Below are 21419 nucleotides of genomic sequence, written 5' to 3' on the forward strand. Positions count from 1 at the left end.
CGGAGGAACTGCTGATCAGCCGCCTACGAGGCTTTAGCGGCCGGCGTTTCGATGAGCTCGCGCAGCTTGGCACGGGTCTCGGCGTCGGTGGAATAGATCACCGTGCCGATCATGCCGCGGGTCAGAAGCACCTTGTAGGTGTTGAGGATCAGGCGACGCACTTCCGCGTCTGAGGTGACCTTCCTGAACACAGGGTCCTTGGATGCCGCGCGGTCGACAATCCATGCCCCGTTCCGCCATACCAGATCCGGCCCGAACACCGATGCGAACGCCGCCTGCCACTGTTCGTCGGTGGTGGCCGCCGTGTCGCCCGCGGGCGGGCCGCCGACGCTGACCAGGATGCCGTCGAAGGCCCCGAACAACTCCCTTGCCATGGCGATCAGTTGGTGCGGTGCCCGCGGGTCCGCATTGTCCACGGCCACTCCCGCCGCGTTCGGGCCCAGCTCGGCCGCCGCCTCGATCGCGCGCTTCTCGTCGCGGCCGGTGATGACCACCTTGGCGCCGTCGGCGACCAGTTCGCGGGCGACGGCGTGGCCCAGCCCACGGGTGGCGCCGGTGAGGACATACACCCTGTTCTTCAGTCCGAGGTCCATGGGTCCGGTTCCTTTCTCGGTCTGGCTAGCGGCCCAGAGCTGTGGTGACGACCGCGTCCACCCGCGCCCCCAGCTTCATGTCGTCCTCCTCCGTCCAGGCCCATGCGACATGCCCGTCGGGGCGGATCAGCGCGGCGCGTACGTCCGACCAGGCGGGCCGGGTCCGGTCGGGCGCGCCGGTGTGCACGGCGATCCGCCGCTGGGCGCGGTCGGCGAGCGCGTCGTTCTCCGTGAGGTCGAGCAGGACGTACGCGTCCGCCCGCAGCGCGCCGAACAGCGTGCCGTCCGTGCTGGTCAGGGGGAGGTCGGGGGCGCGGGTGCCGGTCACCGGGTGGGCCGTGGGGTCGGTGCTCGGGTAGGCGACGTCGAGGGCGGTCAGACGGCCGGCCAGGACGTCGCTGAACTCCCGTGACGCGGGGACCATCCGGCTCAGCAGGTCCCGCAGGGCGAGCCCCTCGGGCGAGAAGGCGTGGAACAGGTAGGTCTGCGCGCGGCTGTGCTCCATCAACTGCTCGCCGACCGGGTGGCGGTCGGTGTGATAGCTGTTCAGCAGCCCGTCCGGGGCCCAGCCGTCGATCGTCGCGGCCAGCTTCCAGCCGAGGTTGAAGGCGTCCTGGAAACCGACGTTCATGCCGACGCCCCCGGTGGGGAAGTGCTGGTGGGCGGCGTCGCCCGCGAGGACGACGCGGCCCCGCCGGTAGTGGGTGGCGAGCCGGGTGGCGTTGCCGTAGCGGGAGAGCCAGGAGGGGTCGCGCATGCCGAAGTCGTCGTCGGCGATGTCGACGACCTTCTCGCGCAGTTCGTCCATCGTGAAGTCGCCGGGCCACTCGGTGGTCACGCTGTCGGGGCCGGTGCCGGCGATGCGCCACCGGTTGTCGGGCAGCGGCACGACCATCAGCCCGCCGCGTTCGTTGAAGCGGTTGAAACCGGGCGTCGGCGGATTGTCGAAGAGCACGTCACCGAGCCAGCCGAGACAGGTCGAGGGCGTGCCGGGGAACTCGATCCCGGCCACCTCGCGCACGGTGCTCCGGGTGCCGTCGCAGCCCGCGATGTACTCCGCCTCGATCTCGTACGGCCCCTCGGGCCCCTCCACCCGCACGGTCACCGACTCCGTGTGCTCGGTGAAACCGGCCACGCGGTGCCCGCGCCGGACGGTGGCGCCGAGCCCGCGGGCGTACTCCTCGAAGAGCGCCTCGGTGCGGGCCTGCGGGATGAAGAGGGTGTACGGGAACGGGGTGTCCAGGACGGAGAAGTCGAGCCGGTTGGAGAGGTTGGCGAAGTGGCCGGTGGAGATCTTCAGGCTCTCGTCGAGGAAGCGCTGGTGGATGCCCCGGGAGGCCAGTACCTCGACGCCGCGCGGGTGCACGGTGAGCGCCTTGGAGCGGTCGTCGATCTCGGTGCGGGTCTCCAGGACGGTGACGGAGATGTCGTTCAGCAGGAGTTCGGCGGCGAGCCAGAGGCCGACGGGGCCGCCGCCGGAGATGACCACCTGCTGCGATTCGACCCGCCGTGCCTGTCCTGCTTCGACCTGCTGTCCCTGCTCTGTTTCGACCCGCTGCCCTGCCATGAGATCACTCATTTCTTGGTCGCTGACCTAGAGTCTGGGGTGAAGTAGACTAGGTCAGTGACCAACAAGCAACAGAGCGACCGACTGGATCCGGCCGCAGTGATCCGCGCGGGGCTGGCCCTCCTGGACGAGAAAGGGCTGGACGCGGTCTCCACGCGCGCGGTCGCCGACCGGCTCGGCGTGCGGATCAACACCGTGCAGTGGCATGTGAAGACCAAGGCCCGGATGCTGGAGCTGATGGCGGACGCCGTGATCGGTGAGATCCGGCTTACCGGCCTGCCGGAAGTCCCCGCCGAACGGGCCCGCGAACTGGCCCGCCGGTTGCGCCGCGCCCTGCTGTCCCATCGCGACGGCGCGGCACTCGTGGTCGGTACGTACGCCGCCGAGCCCATGACCCTGGCCTTCGCGGAGAGCCTGGTCGAGACGCTGCTGGCGTGCGGCCTGGGTGATCGCGAGGCCGCGTGGGCCTCGTGGGCGATCGTGTACTTCGCGCTGGGGCTCACACAGGAGGAACAGGCCGTGGATCAGCGCCCGTTGGGCGACATCCTGGCGCGCGCGATCTCCCCGGCGACCCATCCCGCGCTGCATCGCGTGGCCGGGCATCTCGCGCCGGGGTCGTTCGAGGAGCGGTACGAGTTCGGAGTGGAGGCGCTGCTCGCCGGGCGGTGAGAAGCGGGGCGGTGAGAAGCGGAGTGCCGTGAAACGGGGTGCTGTGAAGCGGGGTGCTGTGAAGCGGGGTGCTGAGAAGCCGGATCAGGGACTTCAGTGGGTAGACCTCGGCGGACGGACAGCAGCGCGTCAGCGAGTTCAGCGAACGGACCTCAGCGCGTCAACGAGTTCAGCGGACAGACTTCAGCGCACTCTCGACCCCGGCCAGAACCGTACGCGCCTGGTGCTCCACCTGGTGCCGGACCGGCACCCAGCGCACCCGCAACGCCTCCTCGGCATCCGCGCACCACGCGCTGAACAGCTCGTCCAACTCGCGGTACAGCGCCGGAGCGGCCCGGTCCTCCGATGCGCGCAGGAGTCGTAGCAGAAGGCCCGCCGCGCGGATCGGCTGGCGGCGGGCCACGATGTTCAGGGCCGAGACCTGGGCCGTCGTCAACAGCCCCGGGTCGTCGGCGGACTGGCGGGCGAGTGGTTCCCAGGAGGTGGCGACCATGTCGTAGAGGCCGTCGGCCATCCACTCCAGTACGCGTCTGAGCGGGTCGTCCTCGGGTGCCGGCAGGAAGCCGCGTGCCTTTTCGAGTACGGCGGTCACCTGGCGTCCGCCGGTCAGGACCAGGTCGGCGAAGTCGCGGAGCGCGTGTCCGGCCTCCGGGTACGGGGACGGGTCCTCGGCCAAGTCGCTTGCCCACATGGGGACTTCGACGATCGCGGTGACACCGCCGTACCGCGGCGGTGCGCACCAGGTGGACGCCCCGATGTTCTCCGAACCGGCCGCCAGGCGTGCGGTGCTGTGCGGTGGGGGCAGGACGTAGATCGCGGGGCTGGGGTTCTCCCAGAACAGGGCGTCGTACGTGCCGTGTTGGAGGGGGATGCCGAGTTCCGCGGCGGACGTCCGGAAGGGCGCGGCCAGTTCGGGGAGGTCGCGGGTCAACTGGACCCAGCTGCCGCCCACATCGGTGCTGTGCAGGGAGCACTGGAGGAACGGGCGCAGCTCGTCGATGAGTTCGAACAGGGCCTGGCTCTCCGGGAGTTGGCTGGAGACGATCGGTGCCCATTCCGGTTGCTCGGCGGCGATGGGGCGGTAGGTGGAGCGGTAGTAGCTCCGGAGGGTGGGGTCCCCGTCCGGTGCGGGCGTGGTCCCCTCGGCGCCGGCCTCGCTCAGGGCGGCGCCGTCCGGGTCGAGGCACAGGACGGTGTCCCAGGTGACGAGGGCGGGATCGGTCGCCGCGGACAGGCGGTCGCCGCGTGCCATCTGCTCCGCGAGCGCCAGCGCGGTCGCGCCGCCGACCGGCTCGTCGGGGTGCGGGCCGGCGACCACGAGGACGTGGTGCGGTCCGTGTCCCACGGACAGCAGCAGGAGCGGGCGGCCCGCGCGGGACGTGCCGAACCGGCGCAGTCGGCAGGATCCGGGGTATCGGGAGACCAGCCGCCGCGCCGACTCGGTGACCTCGGCGACTGTGGGGTAACGGTTCGTCATGCGAGCCATCGTGTAAGTCGTGTGACCTTTGTCAATGACGCCCCGAGGCGCTCGGATCGGAAGATCGGGTCATTCTTCGAAACATTCGATCGAAATCATTCGGAGTATGGATCTTGAATTCCCGCCATTCGTTGGGGACTCCTCGTTGTGAACGTTTCATATGGCGCATGAGCTGCGGAGTTGTCCAAGGCGCCCGGCGTTGAATGAATTCGAATATTTCGCTCTCGGCACCGAAACTATTGACAGTTGACAGGGGCAGGCCAACACTGACGCCGACGTGACCCACGACTCATGACCGTGTCGCCACCGGACGAGGAGGAAACACCCCCCATGAAAAAGTCACCCGCACTCCTGCTGGCCTTCCTGGCGCTGCTGACCCTGCCCGGCACCGCCCGTGCCGACACGGTCGTCACCACGAACCAGACCGGCACCAACAACGGCTACTACTACTCGTTCTGGACCGACGCCCCGGGGACGGTCTCCATGACCCTCGGCTCCGGCGGCAACTACGGCACCACGTGGAGCAACACCGGCAACTTCGTCGCGGGCAAGGGCTGGAGCACGGGCGGTCGCCGGAGCGTGACGTACTCGGGCACCTTCACCCCGTCCGGCAACGGCTATCTGTCGCTCTACGGCTGGACGTCGAGCCCGCTCGTCGAGTACTACGTCGTCGACAACTGGGGCACCTACCGGCCCACCGGCACGTACAAGGGCACCGTCACCAGCGACGGCGGGACGTACGACATCTACAAGACGACGCGGTACAACGCCCCCTCCGTGGAAGGCACGAAGACCTTCGACCAGTACTGGAGCGTGCGGCAGACGAAGCGCACCGGCGGCACCATCACCACCGGCAACCACTTCGACGCCTGGGCCCGCGCCGGAATGCCGCTCGGCAGCTTCCGCTACTACATGATCCTCGCGACCGAGGGCTACCAGAGCAGCGGGAAATCCAGCATCACCGTGAGCTGACCATCCATCAACTCCCCATGCTGGAGGAGCACTTCACATGAAACACGCCTCGTTACGACCCCTGGTCGCCCGGCAGGTCACCGGCCTTGCCGTCCTCGCCCTGGCCGCCGCCGGCACCCTCACCGTCGGCGTCAACACCCCGGCGCGCGCCGCGACGTGCGGCGGATACGTCGGGCTCACCTTCGACGACGGCCCGTCCGGCAACACGCCCACCCTCCTCAACGCGCTGCGGCAGAACGGTCTTCGGGCCACGATGTTCAACGAGGGCCAGTTCGCGGCCAGTTACCCGGCGCAGGTCAAGGCGCAGGTCAGCGCCGGGATGTGGGTCGGCAACCACAGCTACACCCACCCGCACCTCACCCAGCAGACCCAGGCGACGATCGACTCGGAGATCTCCCGCACCCAGCAGGCCATCGCGGCCGCGGGCGGCGGCACCCCCAGGCTGTTCCGTCCGCCGTACGGCGAGACCAACGCGACGGTGAAGGCCGTAGCGACCAAGTACGGTCTGACGCAGATCATCTGGGACGTCGACTCGCAGGACTGGAACGGTGCGAGCGCCGACGCGATCGTCGCGGCGGCCGGCCGGCTCACCAACGGCCAGATCATCCTCATGCACGACTGGCCGGCCAACACGGTCGCGGCGATCCCGCGCATCGCGCAGGGGCTGGCCGCCCGCGGTCTGTGCGCCGGGATGATCTCGCCGCAGACCGGTCGCGCGGTCGCCCCCGGATAGCGGCAGCCGCGCCGCCCGTACCACCCCCGTACCCCTCTGGCCAGGGCATTGACCTGCGCTTTCAGGTTGTGTTCAGGCTCGGAGGGGTCTCGGGCAACTCATGCACCGGAAGCCCCAAAGGTCTGGCAAAAGGGTCTGGGGCAACCACCGTTCGCCATGTCATCGTGCCTGCCATGACGATGGATCACCTCACTCACGACCGGCCCTCGCGCCGCATCCGGCACGCGGCGAGCAAGGTGCCGGAGGTGACCGTCTACTTCTGGATCATCAAGGTGCTGACGACCGGCATGGGGGAGACCGCCTCCGACTTCCTGGCCCACGCGTTCGGCCCGATCCCCGCCGTCGGCCTCGGCGGTGTCGCCTTGGTGGCCGCCCTGGCCGTGCAGTTCGCGGTCCGGCGGTACGTGGCCTGGGTCTACTGGACGGCGATCGTCATGGTCAGCGTGTTCGGCACGATGGCCGCCGACGTCCTGCACGTCGGCCTCGGGGTGCCGTATGCGCTCTCCACGCCGTTCTTCATGGCCGTACTGGCCGCCGTCTTCGTCCTCTGGTACCGCAGCGAGGGCACCCTGTCGATCCACAGCATCCACACCCGGCGCCGTGAGGTCTTCTACTGGGCCACCGTGCTCGCCACGTTCGCGCTGGGCACGGCCTGCGGCGACCTCACCGCCACGATCGGCCTGGGCTATCTGGGCTCCGCGTTCCTCTACGGCGCCGCCATCGCGGTTCCGTACCTCGCGCACCGGTGGGGCGGGCTGAACGCGGTGGCCGCGTTCTGGGCGGCGTACGTCCTCACCCGTCCGCTCGGTGCCTCGGTCGCCGACTGGATGGCCGTCGGTCACCAGCGGGGCGGTCTGGACTGGGGACTCGGTCCGGTCACGCTCGCCTGGACGGTGGCGATCCTCGGCTTCGTCGGCTACCTCGCGGTCTCCCGCAAGGACGTCCGGCGCGACGCCCCGGCGTGAGGGCCCGTTCTCATCCGGCGGGCAGGGTGACCACGAACCGTGCCCCTGGGGCGTGTTCGGCGTCGTACGACACCTCGCCGCCGGCGGAACGGGCCAGGCGGCGCGCCAGTGGCAGGCCGAGGCCCGCCCCGGCGTGTCCGTCGCCGGGATCCGCGCGTCGGCCGGGCTCGAAGAGCCGCGCCGCGAACCGGGGCGGTACGCCGGGGCCGTCGTCCACGATGTCGACGCGGACGCCGTCGGGTGTCCGGTGGGCGCGGAGGGTGACCGTGGTGACGGCGTAGCGGCAGGCGTTGGCGAGGAGTGGGCTGACGATGCGTTCGAGGAGGGCGGGCGGGACTCCGGCCACCAGGTGCGGGCCGTCCGCCGTGATCGTCAAATGGCTTGGCGCGTACGGGACTTGGGCCAGCATGTGCAGTACCGGCAGGACCTCGGTGGTGCCCGGCGCGGCGAGGGTGCTGTCGCGGGCGTCGTCCAGGAGGGTGTCGCAGATCGTGCGCATGGACTCGGCGGCATCGGCGATGACCTGGTGGGTGGCGCTGGTCTGGTCGGCGGTGCGGGGGCGGGCCTGCCACCAGTCGAGCTCGGCGACGATCCGGCTCAGCGGGGTGCGCAGCTCGTGCGAGAGCTCGCCGGTGAGTCGGCGCTCGTAGCGCAGAAGGGTGCGGATACGGTCCAGCAGGGCGTCCAACGAGCCGCCGAGCCGGGCGAGTTCGGCCGGCTGCCGGACGCTGCCGAACCGTTCCTCGGAGGCGACCGCGCTCCACTGGGTGGCCTGGTCGGTCATCGTGCGGACAGGGCGCAGCGCGCGGCCGACCGCCAGCCGGGTCAGGGCGTAGGTGCAGGCGAGCATGAGGGCGTCCAGGGCGAGCGAGCCCAGGAGTAGGGTGTCGGCCGAACTCCGGTACGGGGAGAGGTCGAGCGCGGTGACGACGGTGGCCCGGCTCCCCGGCCCGGCCACCGGCTGCGCGCAGAGCCGCAGCGGACGGCGCACCGTCGCGGTGACGCACCGCTGCCCGCCGCGCCGGGCCAGCGCGTCGGCCACGCGGGTCAACTGCGCTGCGGCGGGCGGCTGTTCGAGCAGGTGCCGGCCGGTGTAGATCCAGACGTTGGCGTCGAGCAGCGCGTCGTTCGAACTCTCCAGGACACGCACCGTCGTACCCCTGGTGTCGACAGTCGTCGCGACGGCGGCGGCACGGGTGCGCAGTTCCTCGTCCGCCTGGTGCTGGAGCCGGTGCCGGGCGACGGAGTTGAACGCCACCGTGAGGACCAGCATCAGCAGCGCGGCGGTGAGGAGCGCGACGAGGGAGAGGCGGCCGCGGAGGGTGCGGGGGGTCAGGCGGCGGACCCCGTTCATGACAGCCGGTGGCCGACGCCGCGGGACGTGCCGATCGTGTGGGTGCTGCCCGCCTCGCGGAGTTTTCGGCGCAGTCGGGTCAGGTACTGGTCGAGGGTGTTGTCGTGGACCTGGGCCCCTTCGGGCCAGCCCGCGCGGATCAGTTCGCGGCGGGTGACGATGCCGCCGGTGGCCGCCATGAGCGCGGCCAGCAGGCGGAACTCGGTCGGTGTCAGGTCGACCCGGGTGTCCCGGACGTCGACCGTGTGCCGGACGGCGTCCAGGACCAGGTCCCCCGTGGTGGCGGCGATCGGGGGCGCCGCCCGCCGGAGGGCCGCCCGCAGCCGGGCCGCGAGTTCGGCGAGGTGGAACGGCTTGGGCAGATAGTCGTCGCCCCCGGCCGAGAACCCGGACAGCCGGTCGGGCAGCCGGTGATGCGCGCTGAGGAAGATGACCGGGGAGCGGAACCCGTTCGCCCGCATCGCCTGGCACACGTCCCGCCCGTCGGCATCGGGCAGCCCGATGTCGAGTACGGCGGCGGAGACCTCGGCGGTGGCCAGGCGCAGGGCGGTCGCGCCGTCCGGGGCCGGGACGGGGTCGTAGTCCTCGTCGCGCAGTCCGCGCATCAGCACGTCCCGCAGGGCGTGATCGTCCTCGACGACCAGGATGGTCCGGCGCATGGTCCTCCCTGACTCCGCCGACGTACTCCGACTACAATCCTGTAGACGGTCTACGGAACTGTAGACGATGGTGGTGCGGGAGCGCGCCGTACGGCGGTCAGGAAGCGTTCAGGTGTCCGCCGGCACGGTCGGGCCGCATGACCTACGAAACCTCCGAGACCGCTGAGACCTCCGGGACTTCGGGGGCCGCCGTGGCCGGTGCCGCTCGGCCGCGCTGGAACAAGGTGCCGGAAGTCACCGCCTACTTCTGGATCATCAAGGTGCTGTGCACGACGGTCGGCGAGACCGCGGCCGACCTGCTGAACGAGAAGGCCGGACTGGGCCTGACCGAGGTGTCGCCGCTGATGAGCGGGCTGCTGGCCGTCGCGCTGGTGATGCAGTTCCGCACACGGGCGTACAGCGCCGACGTCTACTGGCTCGCCGTGCTGTTCACCTTCGCGCTGGGCACCGCCGCCGGTGACCTGGTCTCCGAGCGCATGGACCTCGGCTACTGGCTGGCCGCCGTCCTGTTCGCCCTGGCCATCGGGGCGGTCGCGCACTTCGCCTTCGGCCTGGACGCCGTGTGGAGCTTCTGGATCGCCTACGTCCTCACCCGCCCGCTGGGCGCCTGGATCGGCGACTACCTCTCGCAGCCGACCGGCGACGGCGGCCTCGGCACCGTCGTCACGAGCGCGCTGTCCTGGCGGTCATCCTCGGCCTGGTGGTGTTCCTCGGGGTGACCCGCAGGGACGTCATCGACCGAGAGCCGTCATGATCGCCGGGGTCACGGGGTGTCCGGCGAGGACATGGCGGACGGCGTCGAGGGGGACAGGGCGTTCGTAGTAGTCCTCGAAGTGGGCCTGGACCGTCTCGGGGGAGCGGTCGGTGAGGAGGCGGAAGAGGTGGTCGGCGCCGTCCGGGTGCGTGTTGCCGGCCGGGAAGTCGATGGCCGAACCGGTGCGCCAGGCGGTGTCGCCGGTCTCGCGCCACAGACAGGCGGTGACGCGGGCGACGCCCAGGTACGCGTCGGTGAACGCGGGATCGTCCAGCGACGGACGCAGCGCGGCGGGCACGTCGTCGACGACGCCGGGCCAGACCTGTCCGTCGTCCGTCCCGTACGGGCTCATCTCCGACTCGTGGTCGAAGCCGCGTATGAGCACGCCGGCCGGGGTGAAGAGGACGGAGAAGTCGTCCCCCGAGCCGTTGTCCATCAGGGCGGCTTCCGTGTCGGGGCCCCAGTTCGCGTCGAAGGTGTGGTCGACGAACTCCGGATCGTCGCCGATCGTCGCGTCCAGGAACGCCAACGCGCGCAGATGGACGCGGAGTTCCGCGGGGTCGGGGAGGAGGGCGGCTGCCTCGTGCACGGTGCTCATGACGTCATGAAAGCAGCCGCCACTGACAATCCGGCCTGCGATCCTTGGTGAGCCCGGTCAGCTCTGCGCGGTGACCCCGGGCAGCCGGATCCCCGCCTCGGCCAGCAACCGCCGCTCCCCGCCCGTGAACGTGGGCCCGTCGAGTCGCGGCCGCGGCGGCCCCATCAGCGCCGCCGCAAGGACACTCGGCCGGAGCAGGGCCGTGCCCGGCGACTGGAGGGTCAGGACCTCCGTCATCGCGGTGGCCACGTGGTACGAGCCCGTGGCGGTGTGGGAGAGGCGGCTGACGTAGCGCTGGAGGAGGCGGTCGGCCGTGTTCGCGCTCCTGCCCTCTGTCGTCGCGTAGTGGATGTCCTGGCCCACGGCGAGACTCCAGGCGAGTTCGACGGGACCCGCGATGGCCCGTTGCGCCTTCCGGGAGAGGCCGTTGGCGAGGCCCAGCGAGGACAGCCGGGCGCGGAGGGCCACGGCGCCCAGGGCCGCCACCGACATTCCGTGGCCGTACACCGGGTTGAACGCGGCGACCGAGTCGCCCAGCGCCACCAGGCCCTCCGGCCAGGACGTGAGCCGTTCGTAGTAGTAGCGGCGGTTGACCGTGCTGTGGGTCAGGGCCACGTCGGTGAGCGGCTCGGCGTGGGCCAGGAGATCGGCGATGACCGGGTGGCGGAGGGTGCGGGCGTACGGCTCGAACTCGGCCGCCTCGCGGGTGGGTTGGGCGCCCGGGGTGCCGATCAGGCTGACGTGCCAGCGGCCGTCCTCGATCGGGACGATGCCGCCGGTCCGGCCGGGTTCGCCCGTCCGCGGGTCGGCCTGGACGCTGATCACGGGCCAGTTGTCGGTGGGGACGGGGGCGCGGTAGACCCGGCTGGCGTACGCGATGCCGGAGTCGATGCGGTCCTGGGCCAGGCCCGAGATACCCAACTCGGCCAGCCACTGCGGAGTGCGCGCCGCCCTTCCGGAGGCGTCGACGACCAGATCCGCGGTCAGTTCGCTCTCGGTGCCGTCCCCCGCGCGCAGCCGTACGCCGGTCACACGGCGCGAACTCCCCAGCAGGCCGGTGACTTTGGTGTGCGGGCGCACGCTGATGCGCGGGTCCTTCAGCACCTGCCCGCGGACGACGGAGTCCGTGAGGTCGCGGCTCGCGGTGATCAGATAGTGGCTGCCCCGCTGCCAGCGCCGGTACCAGCCCTCGGGCGAGAAGATCAGCATGTTCGTCGTCATGGGCACCCGGTTGGCGCCCGCGGCCAGCAACTCCTTGACGGTGCCGGGCAGCAGCTCCTCGATCGCGTTCGCCCCACCGGACAACAGGACGTGGAAATGCGCCGCTTGGGGAACACCGGGGCGTGCCTCGGGCCCCTCGGGCAGGCCGTGCGCCTCGATGATCTCGACGGTGTCGACGTGGTCCCGGACGGCGGCAGCGGCGAGCAGGCCGGCGAGGCTGCCTCCGACGACGACGGCACGGGTGGACATCCGGTGCGGTGATTCCGTCATGAGGGGACGATAACAATCCCAACTTCCCGAGCGCATGGGGGAGTTGAGCGCCGTCCCCGCCCCTCAGGCGCCGTCGAGCAGTGACGCGAGCCCTCGGTCGAGGGTCGGCCCCAGGGCCTCCCGGCCCGGCTCCGTCACCCGGTAGGTGCGGCGCAGGAAGTGGTGCAGGGCGACCGTGTCGAAGCGGATCATCGCGATGCCCTCCGCCGAGTGGAACTCGACGGCCGTGTGGGCGGGGCCGTACGGCCTGATGTGCACGTTGCCCATCCCGGCCGGGGTGTCGAGGCCCTCCTCAAGCAGCGCCCGGGCGAAGGTCCACGTCACCTTCTTGCCGTCGAGCGATATCCAGGCGGGGAACAGGAGTTGTACGGCGAAGGGGTCGCCGGAGGAGTAGCGCAGCGTGACCGTCACGGCCAACTCCTGGTCGTCGTCGGCGATCAGACGGGCGCCGGTGGGCTGTTCCAGGGTGACGGGGCTCATGGGCGGTCTCCGATTTCGGGCGGGGCGGCGGCCGTTGTGCCGACACACCCTCCTTGATCACGTGGAGGGGCCTTTGATTACGCCGTTGCGCACACCACTTCATGTGACGTGTGTCACCTTGGGGGGCGACTGCAACTTTAATTGAAAGTTTTGCCATCTAGGGTACAAACCCTTCCCCGCCCCGCTGGCAACTGGAGCGTTGCTGCCATGAACGACGGTCCCACCGCCGAGTACGCCCGGATCTACGAGGAGCAGCAGCCGCGCCTCGTCGCCTACGCCCGCTCGCTCACCCGGAACGCCTGGGTGGCCGAAGACCTCGTCGCCGAGGCGCACTTCAGGGTGTGGCGCAGGCTGTCCGCCGGGCACGAGATCGACAACGTACCGGCGTACCTGATGACCACCGTGAAGCACCTCGCGACCGCCGCGGGGAGCGCCGCGCGCGAGACGCCGCTCGATCCGGAGGTCGGCGAGCGGGTCGGCGCGCAACGGGCGCACGACCAGGTCCACGGAGGCGATCCGGCCGAGCAGGTGTCCTCGACCGACCTGCTGGTGCGGGTACTTGAGCAGTTGCCCGAGCGGTGGGTGAAGGCGTTGTGGCTGGCCGAGGCGGAAGGGCTGCCGCTGGCCGCGATCGGCCCGCAGCTCGGCACCAAGGAGGGCGCGACGGCCGTCCTGCTGCACCGGGCGCGCGAAGGCATGCGGCAGGCGTTCCTGCGCGCCCAGACCAGTGCTCCGGACGATCCCGCGTGCCAGGTCCACTGGGCCCGGATGCCCGCGTACGTACGCGGCGGCGCCACCGAGCGGCAGTCCGAACGGCTCCTCGGCCACGTCGACGCGTGCGACGACTGCCGGGCCCGCCTCGCGGCCCTGATGCGCGCCAACGACCGGCTGCCCGCGCTCGTGGCACCGGCCCTGCTGGTGTTCGCGCTCGGCGGCGCGGGCAAGTTCCTGCTCGCGTTCGGCGCGGGGTCCGCGGGTGCCGCGGCGGGCGGTCATGGCGGCGGGTTGCTGCACGGCGTACGGCATGCGGCGGCCGGCGCCGCGAAGACCCCGGTGGTCGCCGCGGTCGGCGCGGCCGTGGCGGGTGCCGTCGCGGTGATCGTGGTCCTCGGCGGCGGCGACGCCACGGAGGTCCCGGTCGCTAAGGGTCCGGTCGCCGAAGTCCCGGTCTCCCAGGCCCCGGTGGCGTCCCAGCCACGGACCAGCAAGCCCTCGAAGACACCGGTCGCCTCCGGCGGTTCCACGACGCCCGCGCCGGACGGGGGAACAAGTGCGGTGTCTCCAGCCTCACTTGGCATCACGCGCCCGAGGCCGACCAGCACGCCGGTGGGGGACAGCGGAGGAACACCCGCTCCTACGGCTCCTGTAGAGACACCGCCGGTGAGTACGGAGCCGATACCCGTTCCGCCGGTGAGCACGGAACCTGTTCCGGTTCCGCCGGTGACGACGGAACCGGTTCCTGTTCCGCCGGTGAAGGGGACGCCGGAACCGGAGCCGACTCCGACACCGCCGGTGGTCACGGAGCCGGGGCCGACTCCCACGGAGCCGACCTATCCGGAGCCGACTCCGACGGAATCGACTCCCGCCGAGCCAACTCCAACTCCCGCCGAGCCAACTCCAACTCCCGCCGAGCCGACCCCCGGTGAGCCGACCCCGACGGAGTCGACCCCCGCGAACCCGGCTCCGAGCGACCCCGTGAAGGAGACTCCGGAGCCGACGACTCCGGAACCCACCGCCTCCGAGCCGACGACTCCCGAGCCGACGACCCCGGAGCCCACGACCACTCCGGAGCCCACCGCCCCGTCCGAACCGTCGTCACCGTCACCCACGCCCACACCTACACCCGAGCCGTCCACGGAGGCTCCAACTCCCTCCGATCCCCAGCCCGTTGATCCCCCGGTCCGCGACCGGCCCTGTGGTCGGGCCGTCGAGGCCGACGGGGATCAGCCGATCGCGTAGGCGCGGTAGACCGTCTCCACCGACGTGCCGCCGGCCGAGTCGGTCACCTGGGAGCGCAGGGCGACCGCGCCGGAGGCCGGGTTGTGCACGGCGGCCTTCCAGGCGGACCCGGAGCGGGTGACGGAGACGGCCTTCCAGGTGGTGCCGCCGTCCGAAGACGCCCACACCTTCAGGGACTTGACCGTCGACTTGGTGAACTTGATGTCGGGGCCCTGGGATCCGCGCCCCGCGCTGACGGTGACCGACGTGGTGCTGTTCGGCTGCGCCCGGTTGCGGCTGTCGAGACCGGCCGGCAGGAAGCGGGTCATGAAGACGGACGCGACCACCGACTTGGCCGGGTCGGCCTTGAACCGCCAGTCGAGGGTGACGCGCGACGACAGCATGCCGGACGGGAAGGTGATGCCCGGACGGTAGCGGTGGGCGTCCACGGTCAGCCGGTAGGTGCCCGCCGAGCGGATGCGCGCGGCGAACGAGGCGTCGGAGGAGGCCCAGTTGGTCAGGGTCTGCTTCTTGATCGTGGTGCTCCCCTTGGACAGGACCACCGTCTCCTTCGTCGGATCGGCGCCCCAGACCCCCACGTCGGGGTCGCCGATCAGCGCGTCCGGCACGAAGTTCACGGACTTCTGCCAGACCGTCGGCAGATAGTGCATCGGGCTCCACACCGCCCGCCCGAACGACTGGGTGAAGCTCTGCCCCGCCTTCAGCGTCCTGGTCGCCGGGAAACCGCCGCTGACGACATCGCCGTTGTTCGCGATCACGTCGTCGCGCGGCTGCCAGGTCCCGGGCGTCACATGGACCGTGGTGGTGAACGGCGCGCTGTCGTCGGTGACGTTGGCGTACAGGTCGGTCGTGCAGTCGTCGACCTTGGGCTCGGGCTGGAGCGCGGTGTCGTTCTGGGTGCCCATCTGCGTCCCGGCGCGCACCGAGAAGCGCAGCGTCGCCAGCTTCGACCGCTTGAACGCACCGCCGGGCGCGGCCGGGATGCCGGTCGTGTTCTTCACCGCGACATAGTTGTCGTTGCCCGACCACTGCGCCATGTACCCGAACTGGAGCAGCTTGGAGGAGTTGGGGATCGCGTAGAGCGACCCCGCGTCGTTCCAGCCGCCCACGCTGTACGCGGAGGGCATGCCCAGGTCGGCGGCGCACACCTGCGCGCTGATCCGGGCCGGACCCGTCACATCGGCCGGGGTGTCCAGCGACACCTTGACGGGCTTGCCCTTACGGGCGTCCAGCGTCACGGACTTGGCCCCCGACACCGTCACGACCTGCGCGCCGATGGTGTCGGTGCCGAGACCGTCCGTGACGCTCTCGTAGATGTCGGTCATCGCGATGTACCGGCCCGCGGGCAGGCTCAGCCGCTTGCCCGACTTGACGGTGCGCGTCTCACCCGACGTCGCGTTGACGACGGTCACCGTCGTCGCCACCTTGGCGCCGTGCCGCCCCAGCGTGGTCACGGTCAGCGAACTCGACGCCGCCTGCGCGGTGGCGGCGGGAACGAACAGCGGCGCGAGCACGGCCACGCCGACGAAAACGATCGGCGCGCGTCCTGGCCGTCGTACGGACATGTATCCCCCTCAGGAAACCGACAGGGTCCCGATGGAACCCCCACCCCCGAAACCGGCTCATCGTAGCCGGGCCGCAGAGGTGTTCGATCACCCCCCTGCCACCAGCCGGCCCGCCTCCGCGTACGCCCTCACCAGCGGCCGTCCGCCGTCCTCGCGCCGCCAGGCCAGGGCGTACCGGCTCGGTGAAAGGCCGCGCACCGGGCGGGTGGTCACTCCGCCGAGGGTGATCAGATGCGCGTTGCCCGTGGCCACCAGGCAGATGCCCAGACCGGCGACCAGCGCCTCGTACGTCTCCTCCGTGCCCGCGATCTCCGCCCCGACGCGCGGTGCCCGGCCGCCGCGTTCGTCGAGGGCGAGCCAGTGGTCGCGCAACGGGCCCGCGTCGGCGGGCAGGGCGAGGAACGGCTCGTCGAGGAGGTCCGCGAAGTCGATCTCGGCGCGGGCGGTCAGCGGATGGGAGTCCGGGAGCGCGACCAGGCGGGGTTCCTCGGCGACCACCGTCCAGCCGTAGCGCTCCGCGTCGGGCAGCGGCAGCCAGACGAAGGCGACGTCCGTGTCCCCGTCCGCGAGCCCGGCCGTCGGATCGTCCCAGCTCACCTGCCGCAGCCGTACGACAGCCTCCGGGTGCGCGGCCGTGAAGCGGGAGCGGATCGCGGGCAGCAGGCCGCCCCGGCCGGGGCTGGTGCTCATACCGACCACCAGGGTGCTGCGTTCGGCCGCGGTCGCCTCCGCCAGCGCGGACCCGGCCTCCGCCCAGAGCGCCAACACCCGCTCTGCGTACGGCAGTAGGGCCGTCCCGGCGGCGGTGAGCGCGACGCCCTGCCGGTCGCGGCGGAACAGTTCGGTGCCCAACTGCCGCTCCAGCGCCCGGATCTGCTTGCTCAGCGCGGGCTGCGACACGTACAGGCGCTCGGCCGCGCGCGTGAAGTGCAGCTCCTCGGCGACCGCGACGAAGTAGCGCAGGTCCCGGACATGGACGTCCCTCGTCATAGCCATCGGTTATGAGCTTAGGTCTTGGACGGGCGATCGGGGGCGGGAGCAGGCTGGTCCGCGGATGGGCAGCACGGGATTCCAAGAGGAGACGTCATGAACAAGGTGTGGCTGGTGACCGGCGCGAGCAGCGGGTTCGGGCGGGCGATCGTCGAGGCCGCGCTCGCCGCCGGTGACGTGGTCGTGGGGGCGGCGCGGCGGACCGAGGGACTGGACGACCTGGTGGCGGCCCACCCCGACCAGATGGAGGCGCTGCGCCTGGACGTCACCGACACCGGGGCCGGGGAGGCGGCCGTACGGGACGTGGTGGCGCGGCACGGGCGGATCGACGTCCTGGTCAACAACGCGGGCCGTACGCATGTGGGGGCCTTCGAGGAGACCACCGAGCAGGAGCTGCGGGACCTCTTCGACCTGCATGTCTTCGGGCCGGCGGCCCTCACGCGCGCGGTGCTGCCGTCCATGCGGGAGCGGCGGTCCGGGGCGATCGTCCAGATGAGCAGCATGGGCGGGCAGATGTCCTTCGCGGGCTTCTCGGCGTACAGCGGAACGAAGTTCGCCCTGGAGGGACTCTCCGAGGGGCTCGCGGACGAGGTCTCCGAGTACGGCGTCAAGGTGCTGATCGTCGAGCCGGGCGCCTTCCGGACCGCCCTCTTCGACACCGGCCGCGCCGGGGTCAGCGCCGACAGCGGTATGTACGCCAAGGTGAGCGCGACCCGCGGTTTCGTCTCCGGCGGCGACGGCACCCAGGCCGGCGACCCCGCGAAGGCGGCGGCCCTCATCCTGGCCGCCCTCGACGCCGAGGAGACCCCGCTGCACCTGCCACTGGGCGACGACGCCGTGGACGCCGTGCTCGGTCACCTCGACGCGGTGCGCGGCGACATCGCGGCCTGGGAGAAGCGGACCCGGGCGACCGGCTTCGACGCCTGACGGAGGGCCGGAAACCCTTGGCCCGCCCGGGTCCGTCCCCGTTGTCAGAGGCGCGTGCCACGATGGACGCGCTGGGATACGAACGGGTGGCGACGGGCAGCGGGGGGTGACATGGAGGGCGAGGTTCCGCGGGCGGGCGGCAGGGTCAGGGCGCTGTGCGCGGAAGGCACGCGGTTCTACGACGTGGCGCGCGCCCTGCGCGCCGACCACACCCGCGCCCTCGACACCGTCCGCTCCGCGCTGGAGCCGCTGCGGGCCGAACTCGTCGCCCAGGAGCTGGAGTCCATCCCGGTCGCCCGCCTGAAGGACGTCACCGAGGGGCGGCTGCGGCTCGGCGCCGTGGAGGCGGCGGGACTGACCTCCGTGCGCGCGGTGCACGAGGCGAGCCGGTACGCACTGCGGCAACTGCCCGGCGTGGGACAGCAGACCGCCGACCGCGCCCTCGCGGCGGCCCGGCAGATCGCGCGGGCCGTCGGGGAGACCGTCTCCGTCCGCATCGACGTCGACCACCCCGAACCCCGCACCACCGCGCTGGTGATCGCGTTGCAACGGCTCGTCGAGGCGGGCCCCGAGCTGCGCCGCGCCCTGGACGCGGCGACCCGGCTCGACGAGCGGCTCGGCGCGCTGCTGCCCGTGGCCAGGCCCGCCAGCAGCAGGCTGCTGATGGCGGTCGCCGGTCGCCGCCGCCGGGAGGCCGCGCTCGCCGCGGTCGCCGAACTCCACGAGCTGGTCGCCGACGCGGCGGCCAAGGACGTACGGCTGCTGATCGCGCAGGCCTCCACCGACCTGCTGCGGCCGCCGGTCTCCGACATCGAGGCGTGGGTCGACTTCGAGCTGCGGTCCGCGGAGTACTACAGCCAGCTTGTCGAGGTCGACGGGCAGCAGCCGGACCTCGCCGCGAGCGAGGGTTTCCTGCCGGCCGAACTGGCCGAGCGCGTGCACGCCCAGCCGCTGGACGACACCCATCGCCGGGTCTCACTGCGCGGTTACCAGTCGTTCGGGGCGCGTTTCGCCCTGGCCCAACGGCGGGTCGTCCTCGGGGACGAGATGGGGCTCGGCAAGACCGTCCAGGCCATCGCCGCACTCGCCCATCTCGCGGCCGAGGGGCACAGCCACTTCCTGGTGGTCTGCCCGGCCAGTGTGCTGATCAACTGGACCCGCGAGATCGGCGCCCGCAGCACCCTGCGCGCCCTGCCCGTGCACGGCCCGGACCGACAGGACGCCTACGGGGAGTGGACCGAGCGCGGCGGAGTCGCGATCACCACCTTCGACACGCTGCACACCCTGCCCGCGCCGGTCGACAGGTCGGCGAAGCACAGGAGGCCCAAGGCGGACGCGCCGACCGGCCCCACCCCGGGCATGCTCGTCGTGGACGAGGCCCACTACGTGAAGAACCCGGACACCCGCCGCACCAGGACGGTCGCCCTGTGGACCGAGCGCTGCGACCGCGTCCTGTTCCTCACCGGCACCCCGATGGAGAACCACGTCGACGAGTTCCGCACCCTCGTCCGGCATCTGCGCCCCGACCTCCTCCCGACCGTCCGGGGCGGCACCGCGGCGGCCGGACCGCAGGCCTTCCGTACGTCCGTCGCCCCCGCCTATCTGCGCCGCAACCAGAAGGACGTGCTCACCGAACTGCCCGCCCTGGTCCAGGTCGACGAGTGGGTGGAACTCGGCGTCTCCGACCGCGAGGCCTACGACCGCGCGGTCGGAGACGGCAACTTCATGGCGATGCGCCGGGCCGCCTACGCCGACACCGAGAAGTCCGCGAAACTCCAGCGCCTGCGGGAACTGGTCGCCGAGGCCGCGGACAACGGCGTGAAGGTGGTGGTCTTCTCCTACTTCCGGGACGTCCTCGCGGCGGTGGAGCAGGCGCTCGAACAGCCCCTGGAGAAGCCGGAGAAGCGCGCGCAGCGCGTCTTCGGACCCATCTCCGGAAGCGTCCCGGCGGCCCGCCGACAGCAACTGGTCGACGACTTCACCCAGGCCCCCGGCCACGCCGTCCTGCTCGCGCAGATCGAGGCGGGCGGGGTCGGCCTCAACCTCCAGGCCGCCTCCCTGGTGATCCTCTGCGAACCCCAGGTCAAGCCGACGGTGGAGCACCAGGCTGTGGCCCGCGTCCACCGCATGGGCCAGATACGCACGGTCCAGGTGCACCGCATGCTCGCCGCCGACAGCGTGGACGACCGGCTCCTGACCATCCTCAAGAACAAGGACCGCCTCTTCGACCGGTTCGCCCGGCGCAGCGCCCTGGCGGACGCCACCCCGGACGCGATCGACATATCCGACGCCACGCTGGCCCGCCGCATCGTGGAGGAGGAGCAGCGGCGACTGGCGGCGGAGGTCAACTGACCCTGCGCTCAAGGGCGTTCGGTCACCGTCACGAGCGCACGTCGAGTTCGGCGAGCGCGGCACCCGTGCCTCGGACGACGACCCGGACGTACCGGGCGGGTGTCCCGTCCGGCGCGTGCCACCTGCGCCCGTCCGCCGAGACCTCGACCGTGAAGGACGCCGGCTGCTTGGTCCAGGTGGGTCGCACCGTCCTGACACGCACTTGGCGGCCCAGGTCGACGGTGAGCGAGCCGCGGTCGCCGGCCGGGGACCAGGCGGTCGCGGGGCTGCCGTCGACCGCCGCCTCCGGGTAGCGGCCGGACTCCGAGGAGGTCGCCGTCACTGTCCGGCAGCGGGCCAGGTCGGTGGTGGGGGTGAGGTCCGGGCGCCGGGTCTTGAGGGTGACCGTGCCGGAGAGGGTGCGGCGGCCTTCGGGGGTGTCCAGTGTGAACGGCGCCCCGGAGCGCAGCCGTACGGTCGTCGTCCTCGCGCCGATCGCGATGTCGTACGTACGACCGCGCCAGCGGAGCCCCGACAGGCGGACGCCGTCCGCGAGTTGGGGCGGCAGGCTCGGGTCCAGGTGGAGGGTGCCGGGGCGCAGCCGCAGGCCGGTGAGGCCGTGGGTGAAGACCTGGAGGAAGCCGCCCTTGCCGGTGAGGAAGTCCTGCGCGGGGGAGCCCGCGAGGGGGTCGGACGCGCCCGCCTTGTCCCCGCGCGACTCGGAGAACAGGGCGAACGGACCGCGCGCGAAGGGCTGGTAGGCCCGCCGCAGATAGGTGTACGCGGCGCAGCCCGGCTCGCCGATCGCCGCCGCGTCGATCGCGTGGACGGCGTCGGTCATGGCGGGGCCGTCCGGGTCGGTGCGCTGCGCGTAGTAGTCGAGGGTGGCGGCCCCGGCACCGGGGTCCGGCGACCTCCTTGACGGAGTACGAGCCGTCGGTGTTCCTGGTCGCGCGCGAAGTCCAGTACTGGGCAAGGCCGTTGAGGAGCGGCCAGCCCTCGGTGCGGAGCCAGGCGCGGTCGCCGGTGGCGAGGTAGTACTGCCAGGCGGCCAGCGCGATATCGCCCTGGAGGTGGTTCTGGGTGAGGCAGTGCGGCGGCTGCCAGCTCTGGCACTCTGCCCACAGCCGGCCGTGGCTCGCGCTCGTCCACGGGAAGAACAGGCCCTTCACCGAGGTCTTCGCGGCGTTCTCGGCGGCGGCCGGCCGGGTGCGGTCGCGGTAGTCGAGGACCGGGCGGGCGAACTCGGGACGGGTGGCCAGCAAGGAGGGGAACATCCAGGTCTCGGCGTCCCAGAAGACCATCCCGGCGTAGTTGTCGCTGGTCAGACCGGCG

Annotated in this window: 17 protein-coding genes and 3 pseudogenes; 8 read left to right on the plus strand and 12 right to left on the minus strand. The window is 71.6% G+C overall.

Annotated elements, in window-relative coordinates:
- Window positions 1–23: 23 nt before the first annotated feature.
- The 3 genes and pseudogenes from JHN63_RS52720 to JHN63_RS17455 all read right to left on the minus strand — a co-directional run bounded on the left by JHN63_RS52720 (window position 24) and on the right by JHN63_RS17455 (window position 2160).
- On the minus strand, window positions 24–260 hold the full coding sequence (locus JHN63_RS52720; RefSeq protein ID WP_307781908.1) for a DNA/RNA helicase domain-containing protein: 237 nt from the start codon (window positions 258–260) through the stop codon (window positions 24–26).
- Window positions 255–593 (minus strand): annotated as a pseudogene (locus tag JHN63_RS52725) (SDR family NAD(P)-dependent oxidoreductase); the annotation flags it as partial. The gene JHN63_RS52720 and the pseudogene JHN63_RS52725, both read right to left, overlap by 6 nt.
- Window positions 594–618: 25 nt before the next feature.
- A complete protein-coding gene (locus JHN63_RS17455; protein WP_200681991.1) occupies window positions 619–2160 on the minus strand; it encodes an FAD-dependent monooxygenase in 1542 nt (513 codons plus the stop codon).
- A gap of 57 nt (window positions 2161–2217) precedes the next feature.
- Here JHN63_RS17455 and JHN63_RS17460 point away from each other — a divergent pair, with 57 nt between their 5' ends.
- Entirely contained in the window at window positions 2218–2829 is a 612-nt protein-coding gene (locus JHN63_RS17460; protein WP_200681992.1) for a TetR/AcrR family transcriptional regulator C-terminal domain-containing protein, read from the plus strand.
- Window positions 2830–2998: 169 nt separating this feature from the next.
- Here JHN63_RS17460 and JHN63_RS17465 read toward each other — a convergent pair whose 3' ends face one another.
- Entirely contained in the window at window positions 2999–4306 is a 1308-nt protein-coding gene (locus tag JHN63_RS17465; RefSeq protein ID WP_200681993.1) for a M14 family zinc carboxypeptidase, read from the minus strand.
- A 330-nt stretch (window positions 4307–4636) separates the two neighbouring features.
- On the opposite strand from JHN63_RS17465, the gene JHN63_RS17470 reads away from it, so the two are divergent.
- The 3 genes from JHN63_RS17470 to JHN63_RS17480 all read left to right on the plus strand — a co-directional run bounded on the left by JHN63_RS17470 (window position 4637) and on the right by JHN63_RS17480 (window position 6976).
- Window positions 4637–5278 (plus strand): glycoside hydrolase family 11 protein, encoded by a 642-nt coding sequence (locus tag JHN63_RS17470; protein WP_200681994.1) that lies wholly within the window; start codon window positions 4637–4639, stop codon window positions 5276–5278.
- A 37-nt stretch (window positions 5279–5315) separates the two neighbouring features.
- On the plus strand, window positions 5316–6011 hold the full coding sequence (locus JHN63_RS17475) for a polysaccharide deacetylase family protein (protein WP_200681995.1): 696 nt from the start codon (window positions 5316–5318) through the stop codon (window positions 6009–6011).
- Between the two features lie 173 nt (window positions 6012–6184).
- Window positions 6185–6976, plus strand: coding sequence for a hypothetical protein (locus JHN63_RS17480; protein ID WP_200681996.1), 792 nt, complete (start codon window positions 6185–6187; stop codon window positions 6974–6976).
- Between the two features lie 10 nt (window positions 6977–6986).
- Here JHN63_RS17480 and JHN63_RS17485 read toward each other — a convergent pair whose 3' ends face one another.
- Window positions 6987–8330, minus strand: coding sequence for a sensor histidine kinase KdpD (locus JHN63_RS17485; RefSeq protein ID WP_200681997.1), 1344 nt, complete (start codon window positions 8328–8330; stop codon window positions 6987–6989).
- Entirely contained in the window at window positions 8327–8989 is a 663-nt protein-coding gene (locus JHN63_RS17490; protein ID WP_200681998.1) for a response regulator transcription factor, read from the minus strand. Before JHN63_RS17490 ends, JHN63_RS17485 begins: the two co-directional genes overlap by 4 nt.
- Before the next feature lie 137 nt (window positions 8990–9126).
- On the opposite strand from JHN63_RS17490, the pseudogene JHN63_RS17495 reads away from it, so the two are divergent.
- A pseudogene (locus JHN63_RS17495) lies at window positions 9127–9743 on the plus strand (hypothetical protein).
- On the opposite strand, the gene JHN63_RS17500 reads toward JHN63_RS17495, so the two are convergent.
- The 3 genes from JHN63_RS17500 to JHN63_RS17510 form a co-directional block, all read right to left on the minus strand.
- Complete coding sequence (locus JHN63_RS17500) at window positions 9721–10341, minus strand: hypothetical protein (protein WP_200681999.1); 621 nt, start codon at window positions 10339–10341, stop codon at window positions 9721–9723. The pseudogene JHN63_RS17495 and the gene JHN63_RS17500 overlap by 23 nt on opposite strands.
- 57 nt (window positions 10342–10398) lie before the next feature.
- On the minus strand, window positions 10399–11832 hold the full coding sequence (locus tag JHN63_RS17505) for an NAD(P)/FAD-dependent oxidoreductase (RefSeq protein WP_200682000.1): 1434 nt from the start codon (window positions 11830–11832) through the stop codon (window positions 10399–10401).
- A 63-nt stretch (window positions 11833–11895) separates the two neighbouring features.
- Window positions 11896–12312: an SsgA family sporulation/cell division regulator gene (locus JHN63_RS17510; protein ID WP_200682001.1), complete on the minus strand. Its 417-nt coding sequence runs from the start codon at window positions 12310–12312 to the stop codon at window positions 11896–11898.
- Window positions 12313–12519: 207 nt separating this feature from the next.
- On the opposite strand from JHN63_RS17510, the gene JHN63_RS17515 reads away from it, so the two are divergent.
- Window positions 12520–14271: a sigma-70 family RNA polymerase sigma factor gene (locus JHN63_RS17515; protein WP_200682002.1), complete on the plus strand. Its 1752-nt coding sequence runs from the start codon at window positions 12520–12522 to the stop codon at window positions 14269–14271.
- Here JHN63_RS17515 and JHN63_RS17520 read toward each other — a convergent pair.
- On the minus strand, window positions 14256–15836 hold the full coding sequence (locus JHN63_RS17520) for a hypothetical protein (protein ID WP_200682003.1): 1581 nt from the start codon (window positions 15834–15836) through the stop codon (window positions 14256–14258). The two genes, JHN63_RS17515 and JHN63_RS17520, sit on opposite strands and share 16 nt — an antisense overlap.
- An 87-nt stretch (window positions 15837–15923) precedes the next feature.
- Window positions 15924–16832 carry a LysR family transcriptional regulator gene (locus JHN63_RS17525; protein ID WP_200682004.1) on the minus strand — a complete coding sequence of 303 codons (909 nt, stop codon included), beginning with the start codon at window positions 16830–16832 and terminating at the stop codon, window positions 15924–15926.
- A 90-nt stretch (window positions 16833–16922) separates the two neighbouring features.
- Here JHN63_RS17525 and JHN63_RS17530 point away from each other — a divergent pair, with 90 nt between their 5' ends.
- Both JHN63_RS17530 and JHN63_RS17535 read left to right on the plus strand, forming a co-directional pair.
- A complete protein-coding gene (locus JHN63_RS17530; RefSeq protein WP_200682005.1) occupies window positions 16923–17753 on the plus strand; it encodes an SDR family NAD(P)-dependent oxidoreductase in 831 nt (276 codons plus the stop codon).
- A 111-nt stretch (window positions 17754–17864) separates the two neighbouring features.
- Window positions 17865–20105 carry a DEAD/DEAH box helicase gene (locus JHN63_RS17535; protein WP_200682006.1) on the plus strand — a complete coding sequence of 747 codons (2241 nt, stop codon included), beginning with the start codon at window positions 17865–17867 and terminating at the stop codon, window positions 20103–20105.
- Between the two features lie 28 nt (window positions 20106–20133).
- On the opposite strand, the pseudogene JHN63_RS17540 reads toward JHN63_RS17535, so the two are convergent.
- Window positions 20134–21419, minus strand: a pseudogene (locus tag JHN63_RS17540) (discoidin domain-containing protein); the annotation flags it as partial.

This window comes from Streptomyces sp. MBT65 (assembly GCF_016612545.1).
Taxonomy (GTDB): Bacteria; Actinomycetota; Actinomycetes; order Streptomycetales; family Streptomycetaceae; genus Streptomyces.

Bases quoted from the DNA above. Each gene is read 5' to 3' on its own strand.
- JHN63_RS17530 (WP_200682005.1), top strand. From the start codon at position 16,923: ATGAACAAGGTGTGGCTGGTGACCGGCGCGAGCAGCGGGTTCGGGCGG.
- JHN63_RS17535 (WP_200682006.1), top strand. From the start codon at position 17,865: ATGGAGGGCGAGGTTCCGCGGGCGGGCGGCAGGGTCAGGGCGCTGTGC.
- JHN63_RS17485 (WP_200681997.1), bottom strand. From the start codon at position 8,330: ATGAACGGGGTCCGCCGCCTGACCCCCCGCACCCTCCGCGGCCGCCTC.
- JHN63_RS17515 (WP_200682002.1), top strand. From the start codon at position 12,520: ATGAACGACGGTCCCACCGCCGAGTACGCCCGGATCTACGAGGAGCAG.
- JHN63_RS17490 (WP_200681998.1), bottom strand. From the start codon at position 8,989: ATGCGCCGGACCATCCTGGTCGTCGAGGACGATCACGCCCTGCGGGAC.
- JHN63_RS17470 (WP_200681994.1), top strand. From the start codon at position 4,637: ATGAAAAAGTCACCCGCACTCCTGCTGGCCTTCCTGGCGCTGCTGACC.
- JHN63_RS17480 (WP_200681996.1), top strand. From the start codon at position 6,185: ATGACGATGGATCACCTCACTCACGACCGGCCCTCGCGCCGCATCCGG.
- JHN63_RS17510 (WP_200682001.1), bottom strand. From the start codon at position 12,312: ATGAGCCCCGTCACCCTGGAACAGCCCACCGGCGCCCGTCTGATCGCC.
- JHN63_RS17520 (WP_200682003.1), bottom strand. From the start codon at position 15,836: ATGTCCGTACGACGGCCAGGACGCGCGCCGATCGTTTTCGTCGGCGTG.
- JHN63_RS17505 (WP_200682000.1), bottom strand. From the start codon at position 11,832: ATGACGGAATCACCGCACCGGATGTCCACCCGTGCCGTCGTCGTCGGA.
- JHN63_RS17500 (WP_200681999.1), bottom strand. From the start codon at position 10,341: ATGAGCACCGTGCACGAGGCAGCCGCCCTCCTCCCCGACCCCGCGGAA.
- JHN63_RS17455 (WP_200681991.1), bottom strand. From the start codon at position 2,160: ATGGCAGGGCAGCGGGTCGAAACAGAGCAGGGACAGCAGGTCGAAGCA.
- JHN63_RS17525 (WP_200682004.1), bottom strand. From the start codon at position 16,832: ATGGCTATGACGAGGGACGTCCATGTCCGGGACCTGCGCTACTTCGTC.
- JHN63_RS17465 (WP_200681993.1), bottom strand. From the start codon at position 4,306: ATGACGAACCGTTACCCCACAGTCGCCGAGGTCACCGAGTCGGCGCGG.
- JHN63_RS17475 (WP_200681995.1), top strand. From the start codon at position 5,316: ATGAAACACGCCTCGTTACGACCCCTGGTCGCCCGGCAGGTCACCGGC.